The sequence below is a fragment of the Acinetobacter courvalinii genome (assembly GCF_014635545.1).
In the GTDB taxonomy this organism is placed as follows: domain Bacteria; phylum Pseudomonadota; class Gammaproteobacteria; order Pseudomonadales; family Moraxellaceae; genus Acinetobacter; species Acinetobacter courvalinii.
The window spans coordinates 567,499-590,003 of the sequence record NZ_BMDA01000001.1; the positions used below are offsets into that span (position 1 = coordinate 567,499).

Below are 22,505 nucleotides of genomic sequence, written 5' to 3' on the forward strand. Positions count from 1 at the left end.
ATAGGTTGATAATGAAGATTAGTTTCCAGTCATCACGTTAAATTGACACTTTCAACCATTAAAATTCGCGCTATAGTCATCCCAAATCAATAAAAAAGTATTAAAGTACTATGCAACAAGTTGCAAAGCCAAAATTAAACAAGGAATATCATGACTAGCTATGCAAATATCTTAAAACCATTACATTTGGGTTTTACTACCATTAAAAACCGTGTCGTAATGGGCTCAATGCATTCAGGTTTAGAAGATCGTTTTTTTAATTATCCTAAACTTGCAGCTTATTTCGGTGAGCGGGCAAAGGGTGGTGTTGGCTTAATTATCACGGGGGGGATTTCTCCAAACCGTCAAGGCTGGTTATTACCAGCGGGCGGAACCATGAATAGTCTGGCAGATATTCCGCATCATCGTCTGGTCACGCATGCGGTACATAAACATGGTGCAAAAATTCTGATGCAGATTTTGCATTCCGGGCGTTATGGTTATCATCCTTTTTCAGTTTCTTCTTCTCCCATTCAGGCGCCCATTAATCCGTTTAAGCCGCGTCAGATGTCTGATTCACAGATTTTGGCCACCATTGATGATTATGCCCGTTGTGCCAGTCTGGCTAAAAAAGCCGGCTATGATGGGGTAGAAATCATGGGTTCAGAAGGTTATTTAATTAACCAGTTCCTGAGCAGTCACGTGAATAAACGTACCGATCGCTGGGGCGGCGATATTGAAAACCGTATGCGTTTCCCGGTCGAAATCGTCAAGGCCATTCGTGCCAAAGTCGGTGAAAAATTTATTATTGCTTTCCGTCTGTCTTTGCTGGATCTGGTGCATGATGGCAATACCATGCAAGAAGTGATTGTGGTCGCCAAAGCATTGGAAAAAGTAGGCATTACTTTGCTCAATACCGGGATTGGCTGGCATGAAGCCCGTGTGCCGACCATTGTAACCTCTGTACCACGTGCAGCATTTGTGGACTATACCGCAGCCGTGAAGCAGCATGTTTCTGTTCCGGTGATTGCATCGAATCGTATCAATATGCCGGATGTTGCTGAAGAAATCATTGCTTCAGGTAAGGCGGATATGGTGCAGATGGCACGTCCATTTTTGGCAGATCCGTATTGGGTCAATAAAACAGCCACCAATCGTGTTGATGAAATTAATACCTGTATTGCCTGTAACCAAGCCTGTTTAGACCATGCTTTTAAAAATCAACGGGTCACTTGTCTGGTCAATCCGCAAGCCTGTTTTGAAACTGAACTGGTCTATATCAAAACCAAAAAACCAAAACGTATCGCCGTTGTCGGTGGTGGTGTTGCAGGAATGTCTGCCGCAACAGTAGCTGCAAGTCGTGGCCACGCCGTGACCTTATTTGAAGCCAATGACGATGTTGGCGGGCAGTTTAATCTGGCCAAAGTAGTGCCTGGTAAAGAAGAGTTCCATGAAACCATTCGTTATTTTAAAGTGCAATTGAAGCAAACTGGTGTCGATGTGCGTTTAAATACGCGGATCAGTCGCGAACAATTAGAGCGAGAAGGCTTTGATGAGGTGGTGGTAGCAACAGGCGTGGTGCCACGTGCGTTAAAAATACAAGGCAGCACCGCACCGCAGGTCTTGTCTTATGCTGAGGTTTTGCGTGGTGCTGAGGTCGGACATAAAGTTGCGGTAATCGGTGCAGGCGGGATTGGCTTTGATGTATCAGAGTTTCTATTAAAGCCGCCTCATCAGCCTCAGCCGCAACCTTTGGCAGAGTGGCAACGTGAATGGGGGGTTGACCCAAACCCGGATTATATTTCTGAAGGGGGCATGCAGCGTCCAGAAGTGGAAGTTCCTGTGCGCCAGATTTATTTATTGCAACGTAAAACGACACCACTCGGAATTGGTCTGGGTAAAACTTCGGGTTGGGTGCATCGTGCGCAATTGAAAAAACATGCTGTGCGTATGTTACGTGGTGTGCAGTATAAGGCAGTGACTGATGAGGGCTTATGGGTTGAACATAATGGACACGATCAATTGTTGCGCGTAGATACCATTGTGGTCTGTGCCGGACAAGAATCGGTCAAGGATTTAATGCCTAAAGAAGGTGAAAGTACTTTGGCAAATTATCATATTATTGGTGGAGCTAAGCTTGCTGCAGAGCTTGATGCAAAGCGAGCGATCCGAGATGGTGCTGAATTAGCCGCTAAACTGTAAAATTGATGAAACAATATGCATTTGAATACATTGCAGTTAAATTTCTCTTGTATAAACAGGGCAAGCTTTGTATTCTTACGCACATGGAAGCGTGGCAGAGCGGTTTAATGCACCGGTCTTGAAAACCGACGAGGGTGTGAGTCCTCCGTGAGTTCGAATCTCACCGCTTCCGCCAAATATCTAAAAAGGGAATCAGACATATAGTTTGATTCCCTTTTTCTTTGTCATAACTTTGGCACGCTTTGAAATTTTAGTAATTTCTTCTTTGTTCTTATCTGAATTAATTTACTTCACATAACGCTGCATGAGCATTACCAAACTATGACCCAGCTGTGAAGCCACACAAACTGGATTGAGTCCATTTTTTAAGCATACAGTCGTATAAGTATGACGAGTGTTATAGGCAGGGCGATAGCGTATGCCATTCGCTTTCAAAACAGCCATAACTTCTAACTTAATGATTTTGACGCTGTAAATTTTTCACCGGTCTCATCATATATGTTTAAAAATTAAAATTAATCGAATAAGACCTTCATTGTTGTGAAACTGCTTGTCCACAGAACCTATATCCCAAACACCAATTTACAATTAGATCATCTGAAATATACTTCTCTCTTAGTCATTTTAGTATTCTTTCGCATTCAATTTCATAGAACAAATCTAGTTCATCTATCAGTATTTTCTAATTTTTTATTCAATCAAATGGCTTTTTATCAAGAACTTTATCAGCTTGAATTAACTTGTATGCATTTCGCAATAAAGTCAATATGTCATTACAGTTTTTGAGTGGCGATGCACAATTTGGTAAAACCGTACCTTTATAGTTTTTTATAGTGGAAGAGATATTACTGTAATTTTAGAGATAGTTCTCAACGAAGGGTGTAATTAGTGGTGAAGCTCATACACTTAGGGGGGATGATATAAAATTTATTTGATTAGCTGAAATTTTACAATTTTATGTTTCGGTTAAGTCTTTCATTAAATAAACGAATATATAAAATAAAAAACTAAATGATTAAAAATGTGAGTTTATGTCAGATAAAATTTCTTCAAATCTTTAGCACAGCTATTTCATGACATGGGGTTATAAAATTTTATTATGATTGTCTTTTATTTATTAAAAATAATTATAAAAAACATAAAAATAATTTATAAAATAAATTTATATCTATATAGTGTAATTTCTTTACTTTAATGATTGTTAAAGGTTTTATTGAAGTTAAAAATTTTATTTGGCACTTTCTGTAAAAAAATCTACGATAATAATTATTTTTAAAATTTAATATAAGTGTTTTCATACATTTATATTTAACTATATTTTTTTAATTTAAGTTTTTTGTTTTTTTAAGTACATGTTTTTTATAGTAATTTTAAATTTTAATTTTTAACAAAATGGGACATTTTATATATTTTTTTTATTACATATTTTAACTTTATTTTACAATGCAAATTTAATGCTAAAATCTTAAATTTTCTACATCTATATTTTTGTTAACTATTTAATTTGAAAAAAAATATCAATTTACCTAATTAAATATTATTAAATTTGATAATAAAAATTAACCAGCAATAAAATTAAGAATGAAGATTTTCGAAATTGACAACTTAAATGAGAGTGATTAGCATTCGCAAAATATTTTTATCCTTAAATGCGTAAATTAAGTCTCATAAATAATCAGTTCATGGAGAATAGGCAGCCGTATTGAAAAATCTGCTGATTATAAATTCATTGGCTTAAATTTAGAGCACTTGTAATCGTTTTAATTTTTTGGTGGTTATTATTGTGGAAAAACGCTTTTTTCGATCTTTAACTCTTCCGTTAAGCAAAAAACACTCTTTACTTTTACTGACACCTCTAATTTTTAGCCATTATGCCTATGCTGAAAATCATGAAGAATTGGAAAAAGACTCAGTTCAAACCTTAAAACCTATTGTTATTTCGGCTTCTCGCTCCGAAGTAGAGCAAAAAAAAGCATCTGAAACCATTGTTGTTCTAAAGAAAGAAGATATACAAAAACAGTTGGCAATTTCTTCTAACTCATCAGATGTCTTGAGTAATTTATTACCATCATATACACCGAGTCGCGGCAAAATGAACGGTAGTGGTGAGACACTGCGAGGAAGAACTCCATTGATTATGATTGATGGTGTACCGCAATCAAATCCATTGCGTCCAACGGGCAGAGAAGTACATACGCTTGATTTTTCCATGGTAGATCGAATTGAAGTGATTCAAGGAGCCAATGCAACCAATGGTATCGGTGCAACAGGCGGGGTAATTAATATTATTACCAAACGCCCAGAAGATGGCGAGATTAATCAATCACTGAATGTTCAGACAACAATGCCAACAGATCAGTTCAGCTCTGACACACTCAATTATAAAACTGATTATAGCGTGAATGGGCGCGATAACAATTTCGACTATTTACTGTCCATGAGTTACGAAGATCAAGGTTTATATATTGATGGAAAGGGACGTCCTATCGGTGTGGATAATACCCAAGGCGACTTAATGGATTCGCGCATGTATAACATACTTGCTAAATTGGGCTATCAAATAGATGACGACCAACATGTGCAAGCGAGTGTAAATCGTTATCAAATCAAGGGGAAAAATAACTATACCGCGGTTTCAGGAGATCGCAATGCTGGGATACCAACAACCTCTATAGAGCAGACACCTCCTGGAACTGCTCCTCATAATGATGTCTGGACCTCAAGTATTAGTTATGAGCATAATAATTTGGCTGGAATGAAGCTCAATGTTATGGCTTTTAATCAAGAGTTTGAAGGTTTATTTGGAGCCGATAACTCTCCTACATTTCAAGACCCAGGTATTGCGCCCAATGGCACCTTATATGATCAGTCTCGTTCCGTTGGATCAAAGTTTGGGAGCAAACTCAGTCTCATAAAAGACAATTTATTCCAAGACCATCTCAAATTGACGCTTGGCCTCGATACACTTTACGATAAAGGTAAGCAGGATCTCTATAGCACCAATAGAACCTATGTTCCTGTGTCTCGATATAAAAGCTATTCACCATTTTTACAAGCAGAAGTAAAAGTATTAGATAACTTATCACTGCATGCAGGTGCACGTCGTGAAATTTCAACATTAGAAACCGATAGTTATACGACACTTGCGCGCTATAACAATACCTTTGTTCAAGGTGGTAAACTGGATTTCGACAAGAATTTGTTCAATGCTGGAATCGTGTATTCGCCACTTGATGAATTGACTTTCTTCGCAAATTATAGTGAAGGATTTGGAATGCCAGATGTTGGTCGAGCATTGCGTGCCATTAATACACCTGGGCTAAGTATTCAAAATTTAAGCAATCTTGAGCCCATACTTACAGAAAATATTGAGACAGGAACTCGGGTCAAGTTTGGAGATACCAACTTTGATTTAAGCCTGTTTCAATCCAGTTCAGATTTTGGTGACCGTTCAAAATATGATCCTGAAACACGCACATTCATGATGGCCCGTGAAAAAACACGAATTAGAGGGGTCGATACCAGTGTGAGTCATCAACTCAAAAATCATAATTTGAAATTATCTTACTCATATACCCAAGGTAAATACGACAGTGATGAAAATGGTTCATTAGATAGTCGTATGGATGGTTTAAGCATTGCACCGAATCGACTGGTTGCAACCTGGGGGGCCGACTGGACAGATAAATTAAGTTCATATCTTCAGATTAATCATGCTTTCGAAAGAAATTTTGATGACCCAAACCTTAACTTTGGTGGCTATACCTTGGTTGATGGTGTGGTTGCATATCAATTACCGAAAGGTACTGCCAGTGTTTCGGTCTCAAACTTATTGGATAAAGACTACATTACTTATTATTCCCAAAGCGCACTAAATGAGCCTAAACGGTATTTTGCAGGTCGGGGTAGAAGCCTCACCTTAGGTTATTCCATTAAATTTTAATAAATAATTCACTATATAAAAGCCTTAAGAATAAGGAGTTAGTATGAAACAGTTAAGTAGTCCCTCTAGATCAAATTTGATTGGTGACTTAGCCGCATCACACGCTTTATTAAACTGTCTGATTAAAGAGTTTGCACTTCCAATGTCGCTAGTAAAGTACGAGTGGCCACAAGACATGCGTGGAATCCCAATTGGTGTTTTCTTTAATGGTGAAATCGTCAAGGGAACTCCACTTTATATTAAGATGCCAAATTTACAGGAATTCTTTATTCTTGTTGATCGACAAGATTGTTTAGGAAGTCACTATTATTTATCAGATATTTATGGGAAGCAGAATCAAGATATTTGGCAATATTTAGATTTCGGACAATTTGTTATTGCCTTGGTCGACAGTTGTAGTGATGCTACTGGACAAAAAAATAATGAGTTAATTGAGCAGATTTTTGAGAGCAGGGCACTCAAAGAGAAAATTTATAATTATGCAAGCAAAGAAAAGTATAATTGCTTAGAAAATTATAGACGAAGTGAACAAGCATTATGGTTTGGACATCCAACACATCCTGCACCTAAAGCCCGGCTTTGGTCATTAGTTACAGATCAATTGCAATATTCACCTGAATTTGGTAGTTGTTCAGCACTTCATCAATTTGAAGTGAATAAGTCTGACTTGTGGATTAAAGCAAATGGGTTGGATGACAACCAAGTACTTGCGGGAGTCGCAGATCAAATCAATACAAGAGAGGAAAGAGCAGTTATTTCTCTTCATCCTGTACAAGCAAAATTATTTATTGCAGACCCTCGTACTCAGCATTTACTCAAACTTGGTGTAATTAAAGATCTGGGTTGTAACGGTCATCCCTTTTATCCAACGGCATCCATACGAACATGGTTTTCTCCACAGCATGATTATTTCATCAAAGGTTCATTGCATGTGCGTATCACAAACTGTGTAAGAAAAAATGCTTGGTATGAATTAGAAAGTACAATTTTAATTGATGCAATTTTTAAAGAATTAATGTCCAACCAAATGGACTCATTAGGTGGCTTTGAACCCGTAGAAGAACCTGCTGTTTTATGTTGGTGTCCCTCAGACGCCCAAGCAGAAGATAAAAACTGGTTTAAAGAACAAACTGGAATCATTCTGCGCCATAACTTTTGTAAAGAAGAAGGTGAACAAAGTTGTTTGCTTGCAGGAACCGTTTTTGGGCGCTCTACCAATTTAACCCCCAATATTCTAGGGTTCCTGGAAGAAGCTTCCCCTAAGAATTTACAAGAACAGGACTTACTCAATTGGTTTAAACAATATCAAGCCTTACTTTTGCGTCCAGTTTTATTTTTGTTCTATAACCATGGCATTGTTATGGAGCCTCATTTACAAAATACGATTTTAGTACATCAACAAGGCCAACCTAAAAAAATATTATTAAGAGATTTCGAAGGTGTCAAATTAACTTCAGATGTGGGTATGAATCTAATTGCAAATAAGCAGATTCATCCTCGTGTTCAACAGTCAATGGAGTACTCTAGACATAATGGATGGCAACGTGTTTGCTACTGTTTATTCGTGAATAACATATCCGAGGCTATTCTTGCGCTTACATGGAAACGTCCGACTTTAGCAACAAAGATGTGGGATATCGTGCACGATGAGCTCAAGACGATTCGGACTGAACTACGAAGACCCACACCTGAACTTGATGCCTTATTGAACGGTGGGCCAATTCATTGTAAGACGAATTTTAAGGTACGTCTCGCGGCCGAGGCTGATCGTAAAGCGGGCTATGTAGAATTACAATCACCTTGGGAAAAGTCTTATGTTTGATATTTCCCAACGTATTGTTGATAAGGCTTTAGTAGCGCAAGCAAGTCATGATGATCCTATTGCATTATTTGCTTATGATTTGGATGCCTTAAAACAGCATGCCCAGACACTGGTCACGGCTTTACCTAAAAATGTCTCGCTTTATTATGCGATTAAAGCCAATAGTGAAAAACAAATTCTGGATATCTTGGCGCCTGTTATTGACGGGTTTGAAATTTCCTCTGGGGGAGAGATATCAAAAGTTCAGCAATGTGAATCAAATAAGCCCTTTATTTTTTCTGGACCAGGCAAATTAGATTCAGATTTACGCTTGGCAATACAACATGGCGTGGAGTTTATTCATGTGGAAAGCCTGCATGAAATCCAGCGACTTAACCAGATTGCGGCAGAATCAGGGATTGTTCAAAACATATTGATTCGCATCAATCCGTCATTGCCAGACAACTTATCAACCAAACTGTCGATGGCTGGTACCGCAACGCCTTTTGGAATTGAAGAGGCTAATTTGGTTGAAGCGATTCAACTGACAGAAACAAGCCAGCATTTGCGTCTATGTGGTTTCCATATACATGCGATGTCCCATCAAACCGATGTGTCTAAACATTTACAATTGATGGAGTGGTATCTACATCAATGGGAGATTTGGAAAAAAATATCCACCAACCCTCAAACAATACAACATCTCAATGTTGGAGGAGGAATTGGGGTTAATTATCTGAGCAACCAACAATTTAATTGGCCTTTATTTTGTGGAGAGTTACAGCAGTTACTTGCTCGTCATAAGGACGTTCCCTTTATCCGTTTTGAAATGGGCCGCTTTATTTCAGCATTTTGTGGTTATTACATTATTCAGGTCTTAGATATAAAAAGCAGCCATGGGCAAAATTTTCTTGTATGCCGAGGTGGGACTCACCAATTTCGTTTACCTGTAGCCCAAGGACACGACCATCCAGTTTCTCATATTACCCTGAATGCTGCTGTCAACAACCACTCCACCAAGCTCTATCATATCGTTGGTCAATTATGTACTCCAAAGGACATTCTGAGCCGAAACCAAGCACTCAGTGATGTGCAGATTGGTGATTTATTGGTTCTCCCTTTAGCGGGGGCATATGGCTATAACATTTCGCACGCTGACTTTTTGTGTCACCCAAGGCCTCAACAAATCTTTATTGGAGGTTAATGGTGCGTGTATTTCCACAACAAGGTATTCCTCGCTGGCTGGTCGTATTAAGTGTTTTATTAGGTACAACAACCGTAAGTTTAAATAATAGTGCGTTAAATCCAGCTGTTCCTGAATTTATGCATGTATTTGGTGTTGGACCCATTTCTGCGAGTTGGATTGTTGCTGCTTTCATGATCAGTATGGGTATGACCATGCCACTTACGGGTTATCTCAGCCGGAAATTTGGCAATAGATTCATGTATTTATTGGGCTTGATGGTCTTTATTGTGGGGTCTCTGCTGGGTGCCTGTGCAAATAGCATGTGGTGGGTCATTTTTGCCAGATGTGTACAAGGCATTTCGAGTGGCTTAATGATTCCCTTATCACTTGCACTGATTTTCTCAGTTTATCCCAAAAATGAACGTGGTCGTGTCACAGGCTTATGGGGAGCAGCCGTTATGCTTGCGCCTGCAGTTGGGCCTTTAATTGGTGGAATTCTCTTAGAGCTTAGTTCATGGCGAATGTTATTCGTCATGAATATTCCCATCGGAATCATTGGCTTTGTTTTAGCTTTAAAGTCTTTGCCAAAAGAACAACAGGGTCAAGATATAAGCTTTGATTGGTTAGGGTTTATCTGCATTACTTTAGGCTTAGGCCTGTTGATGTTTAGCTTAAGTCAGATTCGCACATTGGATGCTTTGATCGATCCATTGCATGCATTATTTTTGATGATTTCAGCTTTATTTTTATTGCTGTTTATTATCGTCGAGTTAAGCAAACAGCAGCCTTTGCTTAACTTAAGAGTCTTCAAAATCAAAAGTTATTCTTTCAGCGTTGTGATTGCAGTAGCGCAAGCTGTTGGTATGTTCGAATGTTTAGTTCTATTACCTTTATTTGTACAAATGGTGTTGGGCTATAGTCCGATTTGGACGGGTTTAGCCTTGTTATGCACTGCTGTTTCAGCAAGCTGGTTTGTTAATTGGGGGGGGAAAACCCTGGATCGCTATGGGCCAAGAGGCATTGTTACGATCGGTGTCTTTATCTCAGGCATCGCTACACTCAGTTTGGGCAGCTTAAATAATCATGTATCGATTTGGCTCATCATGGCTTTAATGATCGCGCGTGGGGTTGGTATTGGGCTGTCATATATGCCTGTCACAACAGCGGGGTTAAATGCAATACCAGAGCAATTCATTGCTCAAGGTGCTGCAATGAATAATATTTTACGGCGAGTTTTTTCGTCAGTGGCAATCATTATCGCTGCTGTTTATCTAGAGGTTCGTAGTCATCAAATCACAACCCTAGGTACATCTCATAGTTTCGCAATGCATACCGCAATCAGTGAAGCTTTTTTGGCTACAGGCCTATTTATTCTTTTGACATTACCTTTTGCCTTTTTCTTTCCTCTAAACAGCAAAGAAGAGGGTTTTCCTTCAATGTCATCAGAACAAACAAATTAATTCAGGTTTGATTAAGGATAAAATTATGAGTTCTTTAAATGAAATTAAAATATTAGACCAAATCACTCAAGGTCAAATGGCGCAAAGCTGGCTAAATCAACCTCAACAAGAGATCTTTAAACAAGTAGAGCATCGCGTCATTCGACAGTTAATTCAAGCAATGCTGTATGAAAAAATATTGTCTTATAGATCTGAAAAACAATCTAATGGCACCTTTGTTTTTTCTATCTCAGGAATCAGTACCAATAACGAAAAAATTGAATATCAATGTACGGGCAATATCTATCAAAGTTTCTCCTTAATTCGTTTAAGTAAAGAAATACCTGTTTTACGTGTATCAGCACAAGATAAGCGTGAAGCAACATTACAAGATATCATTAGCGAAATCCTTTTGCACTTGCCAGATACCGTCAATTTAGCCAGTTTTATACATGAACTCGAACAAACCTTAATCAAGGATACTCAAGCACGTAGTTTATGCATGCAAGGTATTTTATCGAAGCAGGAACGTGAATTTGATGAATTGGAAAGTAACCTTTTAGATGCCCATACTTACCACCCATGCTATAAGTCACGCATTGGTTTTACGCTAACAGACAATTATAACTATGGTGCTGAATTCAAACAGCCGATTCATTTGATCTGGGTTGCTGTACATAAAAATCATGCTTCAATTAATATGTCATGCCGTCTTGATCAAGAGCTTTTTATTGATCAACAGCTAGATCAGGAAAATCAACAAAAATTTAAAGATATTTTAATCACTAAGGGCTTAAATCCACGCGACTATGTATTTATGCCTGTCCATCCTTGGCAGTGGGAAAATACATTAATTACCGCTTTTTATTTTGAAATAAAAGAACAAAAGATTGTTTTACTTGGCCAAACACAAGACAGCTACCGCGCACAGCAATCTTTACGCTCATTAACCAATTTTAGTGATCTGAAAAAGCCCTATATCAAACTTTCCATGAATATGACCAATACCTCCAGTACCCGTATTCTTGCACGTCATACGGTTATGAATGGTCCCATCATCACAGACTGGTTACAACAACTGATTCAATCTGACGAAACAGCTAAAAAATTAGATTTTGTAGTATTAGGTGAGTTTTTAGGCGTGAGTTTCAATCATGAAACATTGGTTGAAGAGCGAATGCCTAAAGCCTATGGAACAATGGGTGCAATCTGGAGGGAAAGTATCCACCAGTATTTAAAAGAAGGGGAAGAAGCTATTCCATTCAATGGCTTAAGCTATATTCAATCCAATAAACAGCCTCTAATTGATACTTGGATTCAACGCTATGGTGCAGCTGCTTGGACTCAGCAATTACTTAAGGTTGCCGTTCTGCCGATCATTCATATGTTGTATGCAGAAGGAATTGGAATGGAATCTCACGGACAGAATATTGTTCTTATTCATAGGGATGGATGGCCGACTCGTATTGCACTTAAGGATTTCCACGATGGTGTCCGTTATTCTCCTGCTCATCTGGCGCGACAAAATCTAGCACCCAATTTGGTTCCTTTACCTGCGAGCCATGCAAAAATTAATAGAAACTCGTTTATTTTGACTGAAGATCTCGACGCTGTACGTGATTTTTCTTGTGATTGTTTCTTCTTTATTTGTTTAACAGATATCGCCATTTTCCTGCAAGAAAATTATCAGTTTGACGAAAATCTCTTTTGGAAGCTCACCGCGGATTTAATACATCAATATCAGGTTGAGCATCCTCAACATCAACAACGTTTTGGTTTATTCAATTTATTTTCTGAACAATACCAAGTTGAGGAATTGACAAAACGACGCTTGTTAGGTGATTCCCAGCCACGCTTCAAAACCGTACCGAATCCATTGCATCAATTTTCTAGAGTCTAAGGAATCAACATGCTTGGAGAAAATCAGCTGAGGAAAAAAATGCTAAGCGGGGAAAAGGTATTTGGTGTGTTTAGCTCAATTCCTTCGCCTACAGCAGTTGAATTAATCGGTGAATCTGGCTTTGATTTTGTCATTATTGATACAGAGCACGTTCTAACAAATCCTGAAACCTTAGAGAATATGATTCGGGCTGCCGAGTGTGTTCATTTAACCCCCTTGGTTCGGGTTGAAGATACCCATCCTAAGCGGATTTTAAAAATATTGGATGCTGGTGCTCAGGGCATAGTATTACCCATGATTGAACATGCAGAAGAAGTCCGACAAGTGATCCAAGCCTGTAAATATCATCCGTTGGGAAAACGCAGTTTGAATGCTGGTAGACCAGGTGCTTTCGGAAGGAATAAAGCATTTGGCAGCAACGGCCTTGTGGATTATATGGCCTTTGCTAACCAGCAGATCATGATTATTCCGATGATTGAAAGCATATCTGGCGTTAAAAATGCCAAGGAAATTGCAGCGGTTGAGGGCGTCAGTTTTGTACTCGAAGGTGCCGCAGACCTATCCCAATCATTGGGTCACCCTTGGGAAATAAGCCACCCTGAAGTACAGCATGCATTAAAAGAAGTCTTGGATGTATGTAAAGAAATAGGTACGCCATATTGTGCGATTCCTCGCCAAGACAATCAACTTCAACAGTGGTTTGATCTGGGAGTAAAAGCTTTTGTTTTAGGTGATGAGCGCGGGATTGCCTTTAGAGCACTCTGTTCTCGCTTAGAGCAGGCAAAACTAGAAATCAAATAGAATTTTGTGGAAATTAAAATGAATGCGAATAATCGTTTTTTTAAACAAGCAACAAAAATAGTGATGCAGGATCTTGTTGACTGTTTATTGGTAGAAAATTTTTTTGATGATTTATCTCCTCAATGCTTTAGCTTAAAGCAGTGGAATGAACAAACATCTCGGATTTCAAGCTTGAGTAGTTCAACATTATTTCCAGTGCCATTACCAGAAAATACATCAATTTGGAAGATACAATTACCATCGGCAAATACCGACATCATTATTGCTTTACAACCTGCGATCACACAAACATGGCAAAAAATAGTAAACACCGCTGTGTATGCCATTCGTCTTGAAGCAAATAGCCAAGAGCCTTTACACATTGTTGTTCTAGATCCCATTACATTGATGGAATATATTTTTCAAATAATTGCTCATAAGTATTCAGATAAAGACGAAGGTATTCAACGTTTTATGAATACCTTAAAACAAAATATATTGCAAATGGAATGGTCTCTTGATCATTGTATCGAACATCAGGACTTGTTTAATAAATCGCCAGCCACTTTTTTCCAGACTATGGAGCAATGGGGATCTCTGCGTGACCGTCCATATCATCCATTAGCCAAGGCAAAAATGGGGCTGAATGAAACAGACTATAAGCAATATTTAGCTGAATTTTCTCACGGCATCCCTTTGTCTTGGGTCGCCATTGATAATGAAAAATTAATGTTGGGTGAGGGCGTCACTGAATCTAAAAAACAGCAACCGATGCATTATTTTTTATCTGCAACTGAACAACATCATTTGGTGCAGGAATTGGAGAGTTTAAATATTCTCGGTACACATACTGCGATTCCAGTTCATCCTTGGCAAGTTAAAAACATTCTAAAAGATATGTTGCTAGAAGCTTTCTCTTGTGATGACTGTCATTTATTACAGTTCAAATCTGAACCCTATTTTGCCACTTCATCACTGCGCTCAATGGCACCTGCATCCGAAAGCCCGTATTATTTAAAGCTCCCAATGTCGGTGTATTCACTGGCATCTTCACGTTATTTGCCAGCGATTAAAATGATCAATGGTCAGAAAAGTGAACGCTTATTCCGTGAAGGAATACAGTTAGATCCTGTGCTATTGGAAAAAGTTTATATTTGTGATGAAACAAAATGGTGGGCTTATTTACCAGAACAAATCGCCGATTACACACCAGACAATCAAATCCTGTTTTCTCAACCACCACGGCATTTATCGGCCATGTTGAGACATTACCCAGATGAATTATTGAGTGATCAATATCGTCTGATTCCAATGGCGGCTTTAGGAACCAAACTGCCGGATAGCCAGCATCATTTCTTTGATGATTGGATCACATACCGTCAATTAGAACGCTCAGAAAATTCAGTCAAAATACTGTTCAAAGAACTCTGTCATACCTTTTTCGAGGTTAATCTTCGCATGTTCAAAATTGGTATGCTTGGTGAGGTGCACGGGCAAAATGCTGTTTTTGTATGGAAAGCAGGTCAGGCACAAGGCATCTTATTCCGTGATCATGACTCATTAAGAATTCATGTGCCATGGTTAGAAAAAAATAGTTTATATGATCCAAGTTACAGTATTAAAAAGGGTCATCCAAATACCTTGTATCACCAACGACCTGAAGATTTATTCTTTTATTTTCAAACCTTGGCCATACAAGTCAACATTCGGGCCATTATTGATGTATTGGCAGAAATTTACACAATTCCTGCGCCAGCTCTGTGGAAAACACTTGAAGCTGTTTTGAAAGATCTTATCCATCAAATCGGTTTTGATAAAGACACCCAGAACCTGCTTCATCAACTGTTGTTTGTAGAACCAACATGGCCCTTTAAAATGTTACTCAAGCCGATGATTGATCGTGGTAATGATCCAGGTAGTATGCCATTTGGAGTAGGGGGAATTCCCAATCCTTTCCAGCAGATAACAACGGTCTGAGTTTGTAATTTGCCAATGAACTTTTCCTCTGATTTTTTAAAAAACATACAGAAAGATAGACAAGTAAGCCCGTATGCTTACTTGTTCTCTATCTGTTTACTGCTGGTATTGCTGGTATCCATGCCAGCAGTAGCTTCTCCCTCTCAAACGATCAAACATGCTTTGGGCGAAACGGTGATCAAAGGTCAACCTGTACGTGTCATTAGTTTGTTTCAAGGTGCTACGGATACTTTAGTGGCATTAGGCATTAAACCGATTGGAGTCGTTGAATCTTGGTCTGAAAAGCCGATGTATAAATATTTAAGACCAGCACTGACCGGAGTACATTATCTTGGTTTAGAAACTCAACCGAGCTTAGAAGATATCGCATTGCTTAAACCGGATCTAATTATTGCATCAAGATTCCGTAATGAGAAAACCTATACGTTACTCTCCCAAATTGCTCCGACCATTGCGTTAGAGGAAGTGTATGAGTTTCGCCAGACACTTAAGATTGTTGGTCAAGCAGTAGGACGACAACAGAAGGCCGATCTGTTATTAAAACAATGGGACAATCGAATTATTGCTACACGTACAAAATTAAAGCAGCAGTTTGGTGATAAATGGCCTGAGAGTGTTTCATTATTAGAGTTCAGAGAAGACCATGTCCGAGCATATTCACCATATAGCTTCTCAGGCTCAATTTTGTCTGAATTAGGCTTCAAATGGTCCAAAGGAACAGCAAATCAGCAATGGGCTTTACAAAAACTTGTGAACAAAGAAAGTATTCCGATTATTAATGCTGACAATTTCTTTATTTTTATGCGAGACAAGCCCGCAGTTCAAAAGAATTATCAGCAATGGACCTCACATCCGCTTTGGAAGCAAATGCGTGCCGCCCAAATGAAACAGGTCTACCAAGTCGATAGTGTCAGTTGGAATTTATCAGGTGGGATTCTAGGCGCCAATAAGGTTTTAGATGAAGTTAACCATACCGTTACACATGCTGATTAGGTCCATCTCTTATGAATAAAAATCAGAGTGTTACTCTTCCTACAAACCCATTTATTCTGCAACCCATACACAAACTATCCGTAGCTCTCATTCTTTTAATCATATGTGCGCTGTTTAGTCTTGCGATTGGGCATGAATATATTCGTCTCAATGTTGTCTTACAAGCGATGTTGCAATATGACCCATTGAATATTGAACATGTCTTAGTCCAAACCACTCGCTTGTCAAGAACAATCATTGCAATGGTCGTTGGAGCTTGTCTTGCAGTTGCTGGAACGCTGATGCAAGCACTGACCCGAAACCCGTTGGCTTCGCCAGGTATTTTTGGAATCAATGCTGGGGCAATGTTTAGTGTTGTTTTATTTTCTGGACTCTTTGCACTTGATTCGCTTGGACACTCTCTATGGCTGGCATTTTTCGGTGCCGCAATCGCAGGTATTTTGGTTTATTTTTTAGGAATGGTCGGGCAAAGGCAACTCAATACGCTCAGAATTGTATTGGCAGGAGCTGCTGTTACTGCATTATTTAGCTCCTTTACCCAAGCAATGCTGGTGATTGATCAGGAAGGATTAGATAGCATTTTATTCTGGCTGGCAGGTTCAGTTGCAAATCGGCAATTAAACTTCGTTTGGCCAGTTTTGCCTTATATGATGAGTTGTCTGTTTCTCATCTATCTGTTGGCAAAGCCAATTAATATCTTAATGGCAGGTGAGGAGATTGCAAAGGGTTTAGGACAGCGAACCATTCTGATTCAAGTCATGATGGGTATCGCCATTATTATTTTAGCGGGTGGCGCTGTTGCCATCGCTGGAAATATTGCCTTTATCGGTTTAATCGTACCGCATATTGTACGTCGACTTATCTCATCAGATCATCAATGGTTAATTCCAGGCTGCGCAATTTTGGGTGCATTATTGTTGTTACTTGCAGATATTCTTGCACGCTTGGTTATTTTTCCTCAGGAAATCCCAATTGGGGTTATGACTGCTTTATTAGGCGCACCTTTTTTCATTTATTTAGTCCGTAAAGGTATGCGCCATGGATAAAACTTTTAGCTTACGTTTCGGTCCATTTTCGAGAATCATCCATCTTCGTACAGTGTTGGTGGTGAGCTGTCTCATTTTCTTGACTTTGTTTCAGATTATTCTCTCGTTATCTGTTGGTAAAATCCCCATTTCTGTCACTGAAGTTCTGAATGAATTCTTTTTTCGAGGAAATGGTGATTATCACTTTATTTTAGAGACTCTGCGGTTACCAAGAATCTTAATGGCCCTGATGATTGGAGCAGCACTGGCTTTATCTGGGCTTATTTTGCAAAGCATCATTCGCAATCCTCTGGCTTCGCCAGATATCTTGGGGATTACAGCTGGAGCTTCTGCCTCAGCCGTATTCTTCATGTCCTTTTTGTCCACCAGTTTAACAATTCAGTGGTTACCTGTTTTTGCTACTTTTGGAGCGTGGTTAACCGCATTGCTCATTTATATATTGGCATGGCGTAATGGTGTAACGCCCATACGTCTGGTACTGATCGGGATTGGACTTTCTTCAATCATGGGGGCGATCACCACGTTAGTTTTAGTATTGAGTCCTTTGACAACGACCTTATCTGCCTATGTTTGGTTAACTGGCAGTATCTACGGAGCTTTGTGGCAGGAGGTAACTCAGCTTGCGATGTGGTTAGCTGTTTTATTATTTTTGATGTTCTGGATTGCCCGTCATGTTAATCCACACGAATTAGGTGATGACATCTTGGTGGGTTTAGGCATCAGACCTGAGCGACATCGCATGTGGTTATTATTTCTTGCAGTAGCATTAGCAGCGATATCTGTAGCTTATGCTGGCGCTATTGCTTTTGTGGGTTTAATTGCCCCTCATATTGCCAGATATTTAGTCCCTCGTTCTTTTCCTGATTTAGCCATCACCGCATGTTTAGTTGGCGCTAATTTATTAATGCTTGCTGATTTAGTCGGACGAACTCTGTTTTTGCCCAAAGACTTGCCTGCAGGTATCTTTGTTTCTTTATTGGGAACTCCATTCTTTCTTTATTTGTTGTTCAGACAACGCCGTTCTTTTTAGGGAGGAGCGTAGATGATATATCCGATCCAAAGTAAATCATTAACATTGGCTTATGAACAGCAAATTATAATTGATCAACTCGATCTAAATATCCCAAGCGCTAAGATTACTGTTCTGGTTGGCAGCAATGGGTGTGGAAAAAGTACGTTACTTAAATCGTTTGCCCGGCTGATTCGACCTAAACATGGTGTCATTCTGTTGAATGGTGCAGATATTCATCATCAAATGACTGCAAAAGTTGCTCAAAACTTATCGATTCTTCCTCAATCACCTCAGGTGCCAGATGGTCTGACTGTTTATCAACTTGTTCGAATGGGTCGATACCCTCATCAAAACTGGTTAAAACAATGGGCGGCTGAAGATGAAGATAAAGTGAATCAGGCTTTATATCAGACTCATTTATTCGAGCTTAGCAATCGTTTGGTCGATTCACTCTCTGGAGGGCAGAGACAGCGTGCGTGGATTGCAATGACTTTAGCTCAAGACACTGATATTTTACTGTTAGATGAACCAACAACCTATTTGGATCTCGCGCACCAAATTGAAATTTTGGATTTACTTTATGATTTAAACCAGCAGCATAAAAAAACCATTGTCATGGTGCTGCATGATCTCAATCTGGCCTGTCGCTATGCCCACCATATGATTGCTGTGGCAAACAAAAATGTTTATGCACAAGGTATTCCTTCTGAAATACTAACAGCAGATACCGTAAAAAATGTTTTTGGTCTGGACAGCATCATTGTTGCCGATCCTCTTTTTGGAACACCTTTATGTATCCCTTATGGGAAAGGGCAACACCGGGAACATAGAGATGAAACAAAAGAAAAACATATTTCCTCTGGGTCTGATCAATGTTGATATCGACCGATCTTTTTTTAGCAGAAGAATGGAAAATACTATCAGAATCTCTAGCACTGATTAACGCACAAGAACGGCGTATTGAAAACTGTATAGAAGTTTCCATGCTGCTGGATCATGAACGTTGTGAAAAACTGCTTTTTGAACTGACGCCAGTCATTCATTCGCCGTCTATAAAAATTACGGCGTCCTTATTAAGTAAACGTTATGCATTTCTAGCAACTGCTTCCAGCTTATACGCGATGACTGTATTTAATAAAGGGATCGATTTTTCAGCACATAATTGCTTCTTAGACTTTAGCTTTGAACAACGGCTTTGGCGCTCAAAGATGCCTGTAAAAGATCTCGCTTATTCTCTGCCTCTTGGTCATAGGGCACAGTGGCGTGAAGACATAGTGAAAAAAATATTTGCAGAGAATCTGGCACAAGTTTGGCAAGTTTTTGTCGATGTATCCAAAGTAAACCCAAGAATTCTTTGGGAAAATACTGCGGTCAGAGTATTTTCACTTTATGAAAAACGAATACAGAAAATCAATAATTGTGCGGTGCAGAGAAATCTGCAGGAAGATTTCCATTATTTACTTGAACAAGCACCACCCGAAGTATTCGGACTGAGTGACAATCCATTAAAGCGCTTCGATTTCAAGAAAATAACAGTGGTAGAAACTGGCGAAGAAGTTCGTTATCGGAAAAGTTGCTGCTTTTATTATAAAGCCTCAGACCCCGTTGAATATTGTTCAACATGTCCTTTAGTTCATCCAGATATAAAAAAGCGAAAGGTGAAAAATGTTTAAAATTAACCCTCGGGTAGAAGGGAGTAATCATGCGTTAAGACAGCTTTATCAAGAAATTGATACTTCTGTAATTGGTCATTTTACTGATTTTGGACATGTCAGAAATGTTCATTACATGGGTAATCAAACGCCCCGTATTGTTGGTAATGCGATTACAGTACGAATCCCGCATTGTGATGGAAGTATTCTTCGTGAGGCATTAATCTTAAGCCAACCTGACGATATACTGGTGATTGATACCTCGGGAGATTATCAACGTGCATGCTGGGGAGAGCTTAGAACGCTGGCCGCAATGATTAAAAATCTTGCAGGTGTTATTATTGATGGTGCTGTGACAGATATCGATTCAATTAAAACATTAGGCTTCCCGGTCTTTGCCCGAACCATTAGTCCACTTACAACACGATCTTTAAAATTGGAAGGCGAAATCAATTCTGTCATTAGTGTAGGTGGTGTTTGTGTACAAGCAGGAGATTTAGTTATTGCTGACAGTAATGGGGTTTTTATTTTAGAACCCACAAGAGCCAATGAGCTAGCTGCAATATTTATAGAAAAAAAAGAACGAGATAGGATTCGATTTAATGAGCTCTTGTCAAAGTATCAAATGATGAGATGACACTATGTTTTCCACCAAGATAGATTCAACTAAAAATATCGCAGATATGCTGTAAAAATACTTGTTTAATCTGAGTGGTATAAGTGACTTGGGCAAAGCGATTGGATACACGGCATCACACCTGACCCATGCGATAATGAATCGTAAATACACAGATGTATTTAGGGGAACAAGCGCAATCAAACCAGATTGCGCTTGTTCCATGATGTCTACGACAAATTAAAAATGGTATTGGAACATGACATTCACGAGTTTATTCCATTTACCGTCATCTCCCTGTGCGAGTGAACTGCTGTTTCCGCCGACAAAGGGATCATTTTTACTCATCACATATTCTGTATTTAAAGACATATTCTTGTATCCCCAAGTGACACCTAGAATATTTCTTTGAGAGTCATTAAAGTTTTGTTCCTGTTTATGAAAACCACTGAATACCAGATAAGGAGTTACATTGAGCGACTCCATCACGTCTTTAAATACATAGCTGCTATCTAGCGTATAGAAATAACCTGTGTTGGCAATGTCATATTCGCTATCAAATGAGCCAAAAGTTGACTGATCAGGGCTTAAGGCATCCTTATTGCGAATCGACTGTTTGCCGCCCGTTAGCACAACATTCAGGTTTTTATAATGAATGCGATTAAACAATGCCCAGGTATTTCTCGAACCGTCAGCCCCATTCTTGTTATTTTCAATGTCTGAGTACCAATAACTTCCACCTACCGATACATTGAGATCATCACGGCTTAAAAGCGCCTGATCCACTCGCGCCATCCACATATTTTTTTCGTTTAAATTGGTTTTTAATGGATCGGAAGAGTGAACCATATTGGCTGTGTAGCGGGCTGAATCCTGACTTGCGCCATGATAGTTGCCTCCATCGCTGGCAAAATAGGCCAGATCGATTTTGGTTAAGGAAGGCAGTTCAGTGTGATAATTTATCCCTAAGTTGGTCACATCCTGCAGCCCCATGGTATTGTTGAGCCCTGCATAAAAACTACTATCCCAAAATCTTCCCGGACCAAAAGGAATTGGTTGCAGGCCCAATGTAATATTATCCGTGGCATTTAAACGATAGCCCGCATAACCATACACCAAAGTTGAAAAGTCACATAAACGGTCATATTGATAACAACGATATTCCAGCTTTCCAAACCAGTCCGAGCGCTCATAATCTAAACGTAAAATGGCAGCATCGAACTTAATTTTTTGATCGGAAGCTGGTTCGCCATAGTGCTTATCTTGGTAGTTGGCGCGTAAGGTTCCTGAAACGGTTAAGGCACCCAATTGATTTTGCGCATCACCTAATGTAATGCCAGCAGTGGCTGGTAAAGAAATTGCGAAGAGTAAAAAGCTTAAAGCAGATTGTGTGTAGATTTTTTCCAAAATATTATCCGTATTTATTCAATAAGTTAATTAATTTTCTATAAAAGAAAATACATGTTGAAAGGTCTCAAGGCGTTTTATGGTAATTGTTCATAACCGAATGGTCTAGTTTTTGTAGGGAATTCGTGGCTGCAGAAAGGCGTTTTTAAGCCTAAAAAACATCGGGGTTCGATTAAAATTTAGTCAGTTGGCCCATGTGGAATTTTAATCTTTTAAGCCTAATTTTATATGGTCGGATACAGGTTGTAGCTTTGTGAATGTGTTGATGAAGAACTGACCTATATAAGCCTGAACTGGCATTTGTGAGGGCAGTGGATTGAGCGCCTTTCTTTTTCATTCTATGAAGCTTGAGTGAAACTTTATGATTCAAGTGCTCGACTCTTTGTCACAAACTGGAAGCCAGATCAAGACTGGTCTAAAAAATATTCTGTGAGTGATTTTATTTTTCATAAGATTTGTGACTGTTAAAACGAGAACTCAACACCTTATTGTAGAATGGAGTCAAATTGGATGAACTTTTTTTATATTTCCTTCATTCATACTTAACGAACAATAACGGTTTCAACTTTTTT

General features: G+C 39.0%; 15 protein-coding genes, 1 tRNA gene and 1 pseudogene. 15 read left to right on the forward strand and 2 right to left on the reverse strand.

From position 1 onward, the window contains the following. The first annotated feature begins 150 nt into the window (after positions 1-150). Both IEV39_RS02520 and IEV39_RS02525 read left to right on the forward strand, forming a co-directional pair. A complete protein-coding gene (locus IEV39_RS02520) occupies positions 151-2,181 on the forward strand; it encodes an NADPH-dependent 2,4-dienoyl-CoA reductase (RefSeq protein WP_005287212.1) in 2,031 nt (676 codons plus the stop codon). An 85-nt stretch (positions 2,182-2,266) separates the two neighbouring features. Further along, positions 2,267-2,356 (forward strand) — tRNA-Ser (locus IEV39_RS02525). 17 nt (positions 2,357-2,373) lie between these two features. Here IEV39_RS02525 and IEV39_RS18700 read toward each other — a convergent pair. Continuing rightward, a pseudogene (locus tag IEV39_RS18700) lies at positions 2,374-2,681 on the reverse strand (site-specific integrase); the annotation flags it as partial. Positions 2,682-3,964: 1,283 nt separating this feature from the next. Here IEV39_RS18700 and IEV39_RS02535 point away from each other — a divergent pair. The 13 genes from IEV39_RS02535 (at position 3,965) to IEV39_RS02595 (ending at position 20,547) form a co-directional block, all read left to right on the forward strand. Then, positions 3,965-6,124 (forward strand): TonB-dependent receptor, encoded by a 2,160-nt coding sequence (locus IEV39_RS02535; protein ID WP_050560211.1) that lies wholly within the window; start codon positions 3,965-3,967, stop codon positions 6,122-6,124. 43 nt (positions 6,125-6,167) lie between these two features. Further along, positions 6,168-7,946, forward strand: a complete 1,779-nt coding sequence (locus IEV39_RS02540) for an IucA/IucC family protein (protein ID WP_005287206.1) — start codon at positions 6,168-6,170, stop codon at positions 7,944-7,946. Further along, positions 7,939-9,129, forward strand: coding sequence for a type III PLP-dependent enzyme (locus IEV39_RS02545; protein WP_005287201.1), 1,191 nt, complete (start codon positions 7,939-7,941; stop codon positions 9,127-9,129). The genes IEV39_RS02540 and IEV39_RS02545 overlap by 8 nt, the downstream gene beginning before the upstream one ends. After that, positions 9,129-10,571, forward strand: coding sequence for a DHA2 family efflux MFS transporter permease subunit (locus IEV39_RS02550; protein WP_005287198.1), 1,443 nt, complete (start codon positions 9,129-9,131; stop codon positions 10,569-10,571). The genes IEV39_RS02545 and IEV39_RS02550 overlap by 1 nt, the downstream gene beginning before the upstream one ends. Before the next feature lie 25 nt (positions 10,572-10,596). Then, complete coding sequence (locus IEV39_RS02555; RefSeq protein WP_005287195.1) at positions 10,597-12,450, forward strand: IucA/IucC family protein; 1,854 nt, start codon at positions 10,597-10,599, stop codon at positions 12,448-12,450. Between the two features lie 9 nt (positions 12,451-12,459). Then, a complete protein-coding gene (locus IEV39_RS02560) occupies positions 12,460-13,251 on the forward strand; it encodes an HpcH/HpaI aldolase family protein (RefSeq protein WP_005287192.1) in 792 nt (263 codons plus the stop codon). An 18-nt stretch (positions 13,252-13,269) separates the two neighbouring features. Continuing rightward, positions 13,270-15,207: an IucA/IucC family protein gene (locus IEV39_RS02565; RefSeq protein WP_005287189.1), complete on the forward strand. Its 1,938-nt coding sequence runs from the start codon at positions 13,270-13,272 to the stop codon at positions 15,205-15,207. A 120-nt stretch (positions 15,208-15,327) separates the two neighbouring features. Continuing rightward, entirely contained in the window at positions 15,328-16,200 is an 873-nt protein-coding gene (locus tag IEV39_RS02570; RefSeq protein ID WP_126687385.1) for an ABC transporter substrate-binding protein, read from the forward strand. Between the two features lie 11 nt (positions 16,201-16,211). Next, positions 16,212-17,246 carry a FecCD family ABC transporter permease gene (locus IEV39_RS02575; RefSeq protein ID WP_005287184.1) on the forward strand — a complete coding sequence of 345 codons (1,035 nt, stop codon included), beginning with the start codon at positions 16,212-16,214 and terminating at the stop codon, positions 17,244-17,246. Next, positions 17,239-18,276, forward strand: coding sequence for a FecCD family ABC transporter permease (locus tag IEV39_RS02580; protein ID WP_005287182.1), 1,038 nt, complete (start codon positions 17,239-17,241; stop codon positions 18,274-18,276). Before IEV39_RS02575 ends, IEV39_RS02580 begins: the two co-directional genes overlap by 8 nt. 12 nt (positions 18,277-18,288) lie before the next feature. Further along, positions 18,289-19,137 (forward strand): ABC transporter ATP-binding protein, encoded by an 849-nt coding sequence (locus IEV39_RS02585; protein ID WP_005287179.1) that lies wholly within the window; start codon positions 18,289-18,291, stop codon positions 19,135-19,137. Next, positions 19,131-19,931 carry a (2Fe-2S)-binding protein gene (locus tag IEV39_RS02590; RefSeq protein WP_005287176.1) on the forward strand — a complete coding sequence of 267 codons (801 nt, stop codon included), beginning with the start codon at positions 19,131-19,133 and terminating at the stop codon, positions 19,929-19,931. The genes IEV39_RS02585 and IEV39_RS02590 overlap by 7 nt, the downstream gene beginning before the upstream one ends. Beyond that, the gene (locus tag IEV39_RS02595) at positions 19,924-20,547 is read left to right on the forward strand and encodes an RraA family protein (protein ID WP_005287173.1); all 624 of its coding nucleotides are present in this window, start codon (positions 19,924-19,926) and stop codon (positions 20,545-20,547) included. The genes IEV39_RS02590 and IEV39_RS02595 overlap by 8 nt, the downstream gene beginning before the upstream one ends. 219 nt (positions 20,548-20,766) lie before the next feature. Here IEV39_RS02595 and IEV39_RS02600 read toward each other — a convergent pair whose 3' ends face one another. Next, the gene (locus IEV39_RS02600; protein ID WP_005287170.1) at positions 20,767-21,933 is read right to left on the reverse strand and encodes a hypothetical protein; all 1,167 of its coding nucleotides are present in this window, start codon (positions 21,931-21,933) and stop codon (positions 20,767-20,769) included. Between the last annotated feature and the right edge of the window lie 572 nt (positions 21,934-22,505).

Bases quoted from the DNA above. Each gene is read 5' to 3' on its own strand.
- IEV39_RS02520 (WP_005287212.1), top strand. From the start codon at position 151: ATGACTAGCTATGCAAATATCTTAAAACCATTACATTTGGGTTTTACT.
- IEV39_RS02540 (WP_005287206.1), top strand. From the start codon at position 6,168: ATGAAACAGTTAAGTAGTCCCTCTAGATCAAATTTGATTGGTGACTTA.
- IEV39_RS02545 (WP_005287201.1), top strand. From the start codon at position 7,939: ATGTTTGATATTTCCCAACGTATTGTTGATAAGGCTTTAGTAGCGCAA.
- IEV39_RS02550 (WP_005287198.1), top strand. From the start codon at position 9,129: ATGGTGCGTGTATTTCCACAACAAGGTATTCCTCGCTGGCTGGTCGTA.
- IEV39_RS02555 (WP_005287195.1), top strand. From the start codon at position 10,597: ATGAGTTCTTTAAATGAAATTAAAATATTAGACCAAATCACTCAAGGT.
- IEV39_RS02560 (WP_005287192.1), top strand. From the start codon at position 12,460: ATGCTTGGAGAAAATCAGCTGAGGAAAAAAATGCTAAGCGGGGAAAAG.
- IEV39_RS02565 (WP_005287189.1), top strand. From the start codon at position 13,270: ATGAATGCGAATAATCGTTTTTTTAAACAAGCAACAAAAATAGTGATG.
- IEV39_RS02570 (WP_126687385.1), top strand. From the start codon at position 15,328: ATGCCAGCAGTAGCTTCTCCCTCTCAAACGATCAAACATGCTTTGGGC.
- IEV39_RS02575 (WP_005287184.1), top strand. From the start codon at position 16,212: ATGAATAAAAATCAGAGTGTTACTCTTCCTACAAACCCATTTATTCTG.
- IEV39_RS02580 (WP_005287182.1), top strand. From the start codon at position 17,239: ATGGATAAAACTTTTAGCTTACGTTTCGGTCCATTTTCGAGAATCATC.
- IEV39_RS02585 (WP_005287179.1), top strand. From the start codon at position 18,289: ATGATATATCCGATCCAAAGTAAATCATTAACATTGGCTTATGAACAG.
- IEV39_RS02590 (WP_005287176.1), top strand. From the start codon at position 19,131: ATGTTGATATCGACCGATCTTTTTTTAGCAGAAGAATGGAAAATACTA.
- IEV39_RS02595 (WP_005287173.1), top strand. From the start codon at position 19,924: ATGTTTAAAATTAACCCTCGGGTAGAAGGGAGTAATCATGCGTTAAGA.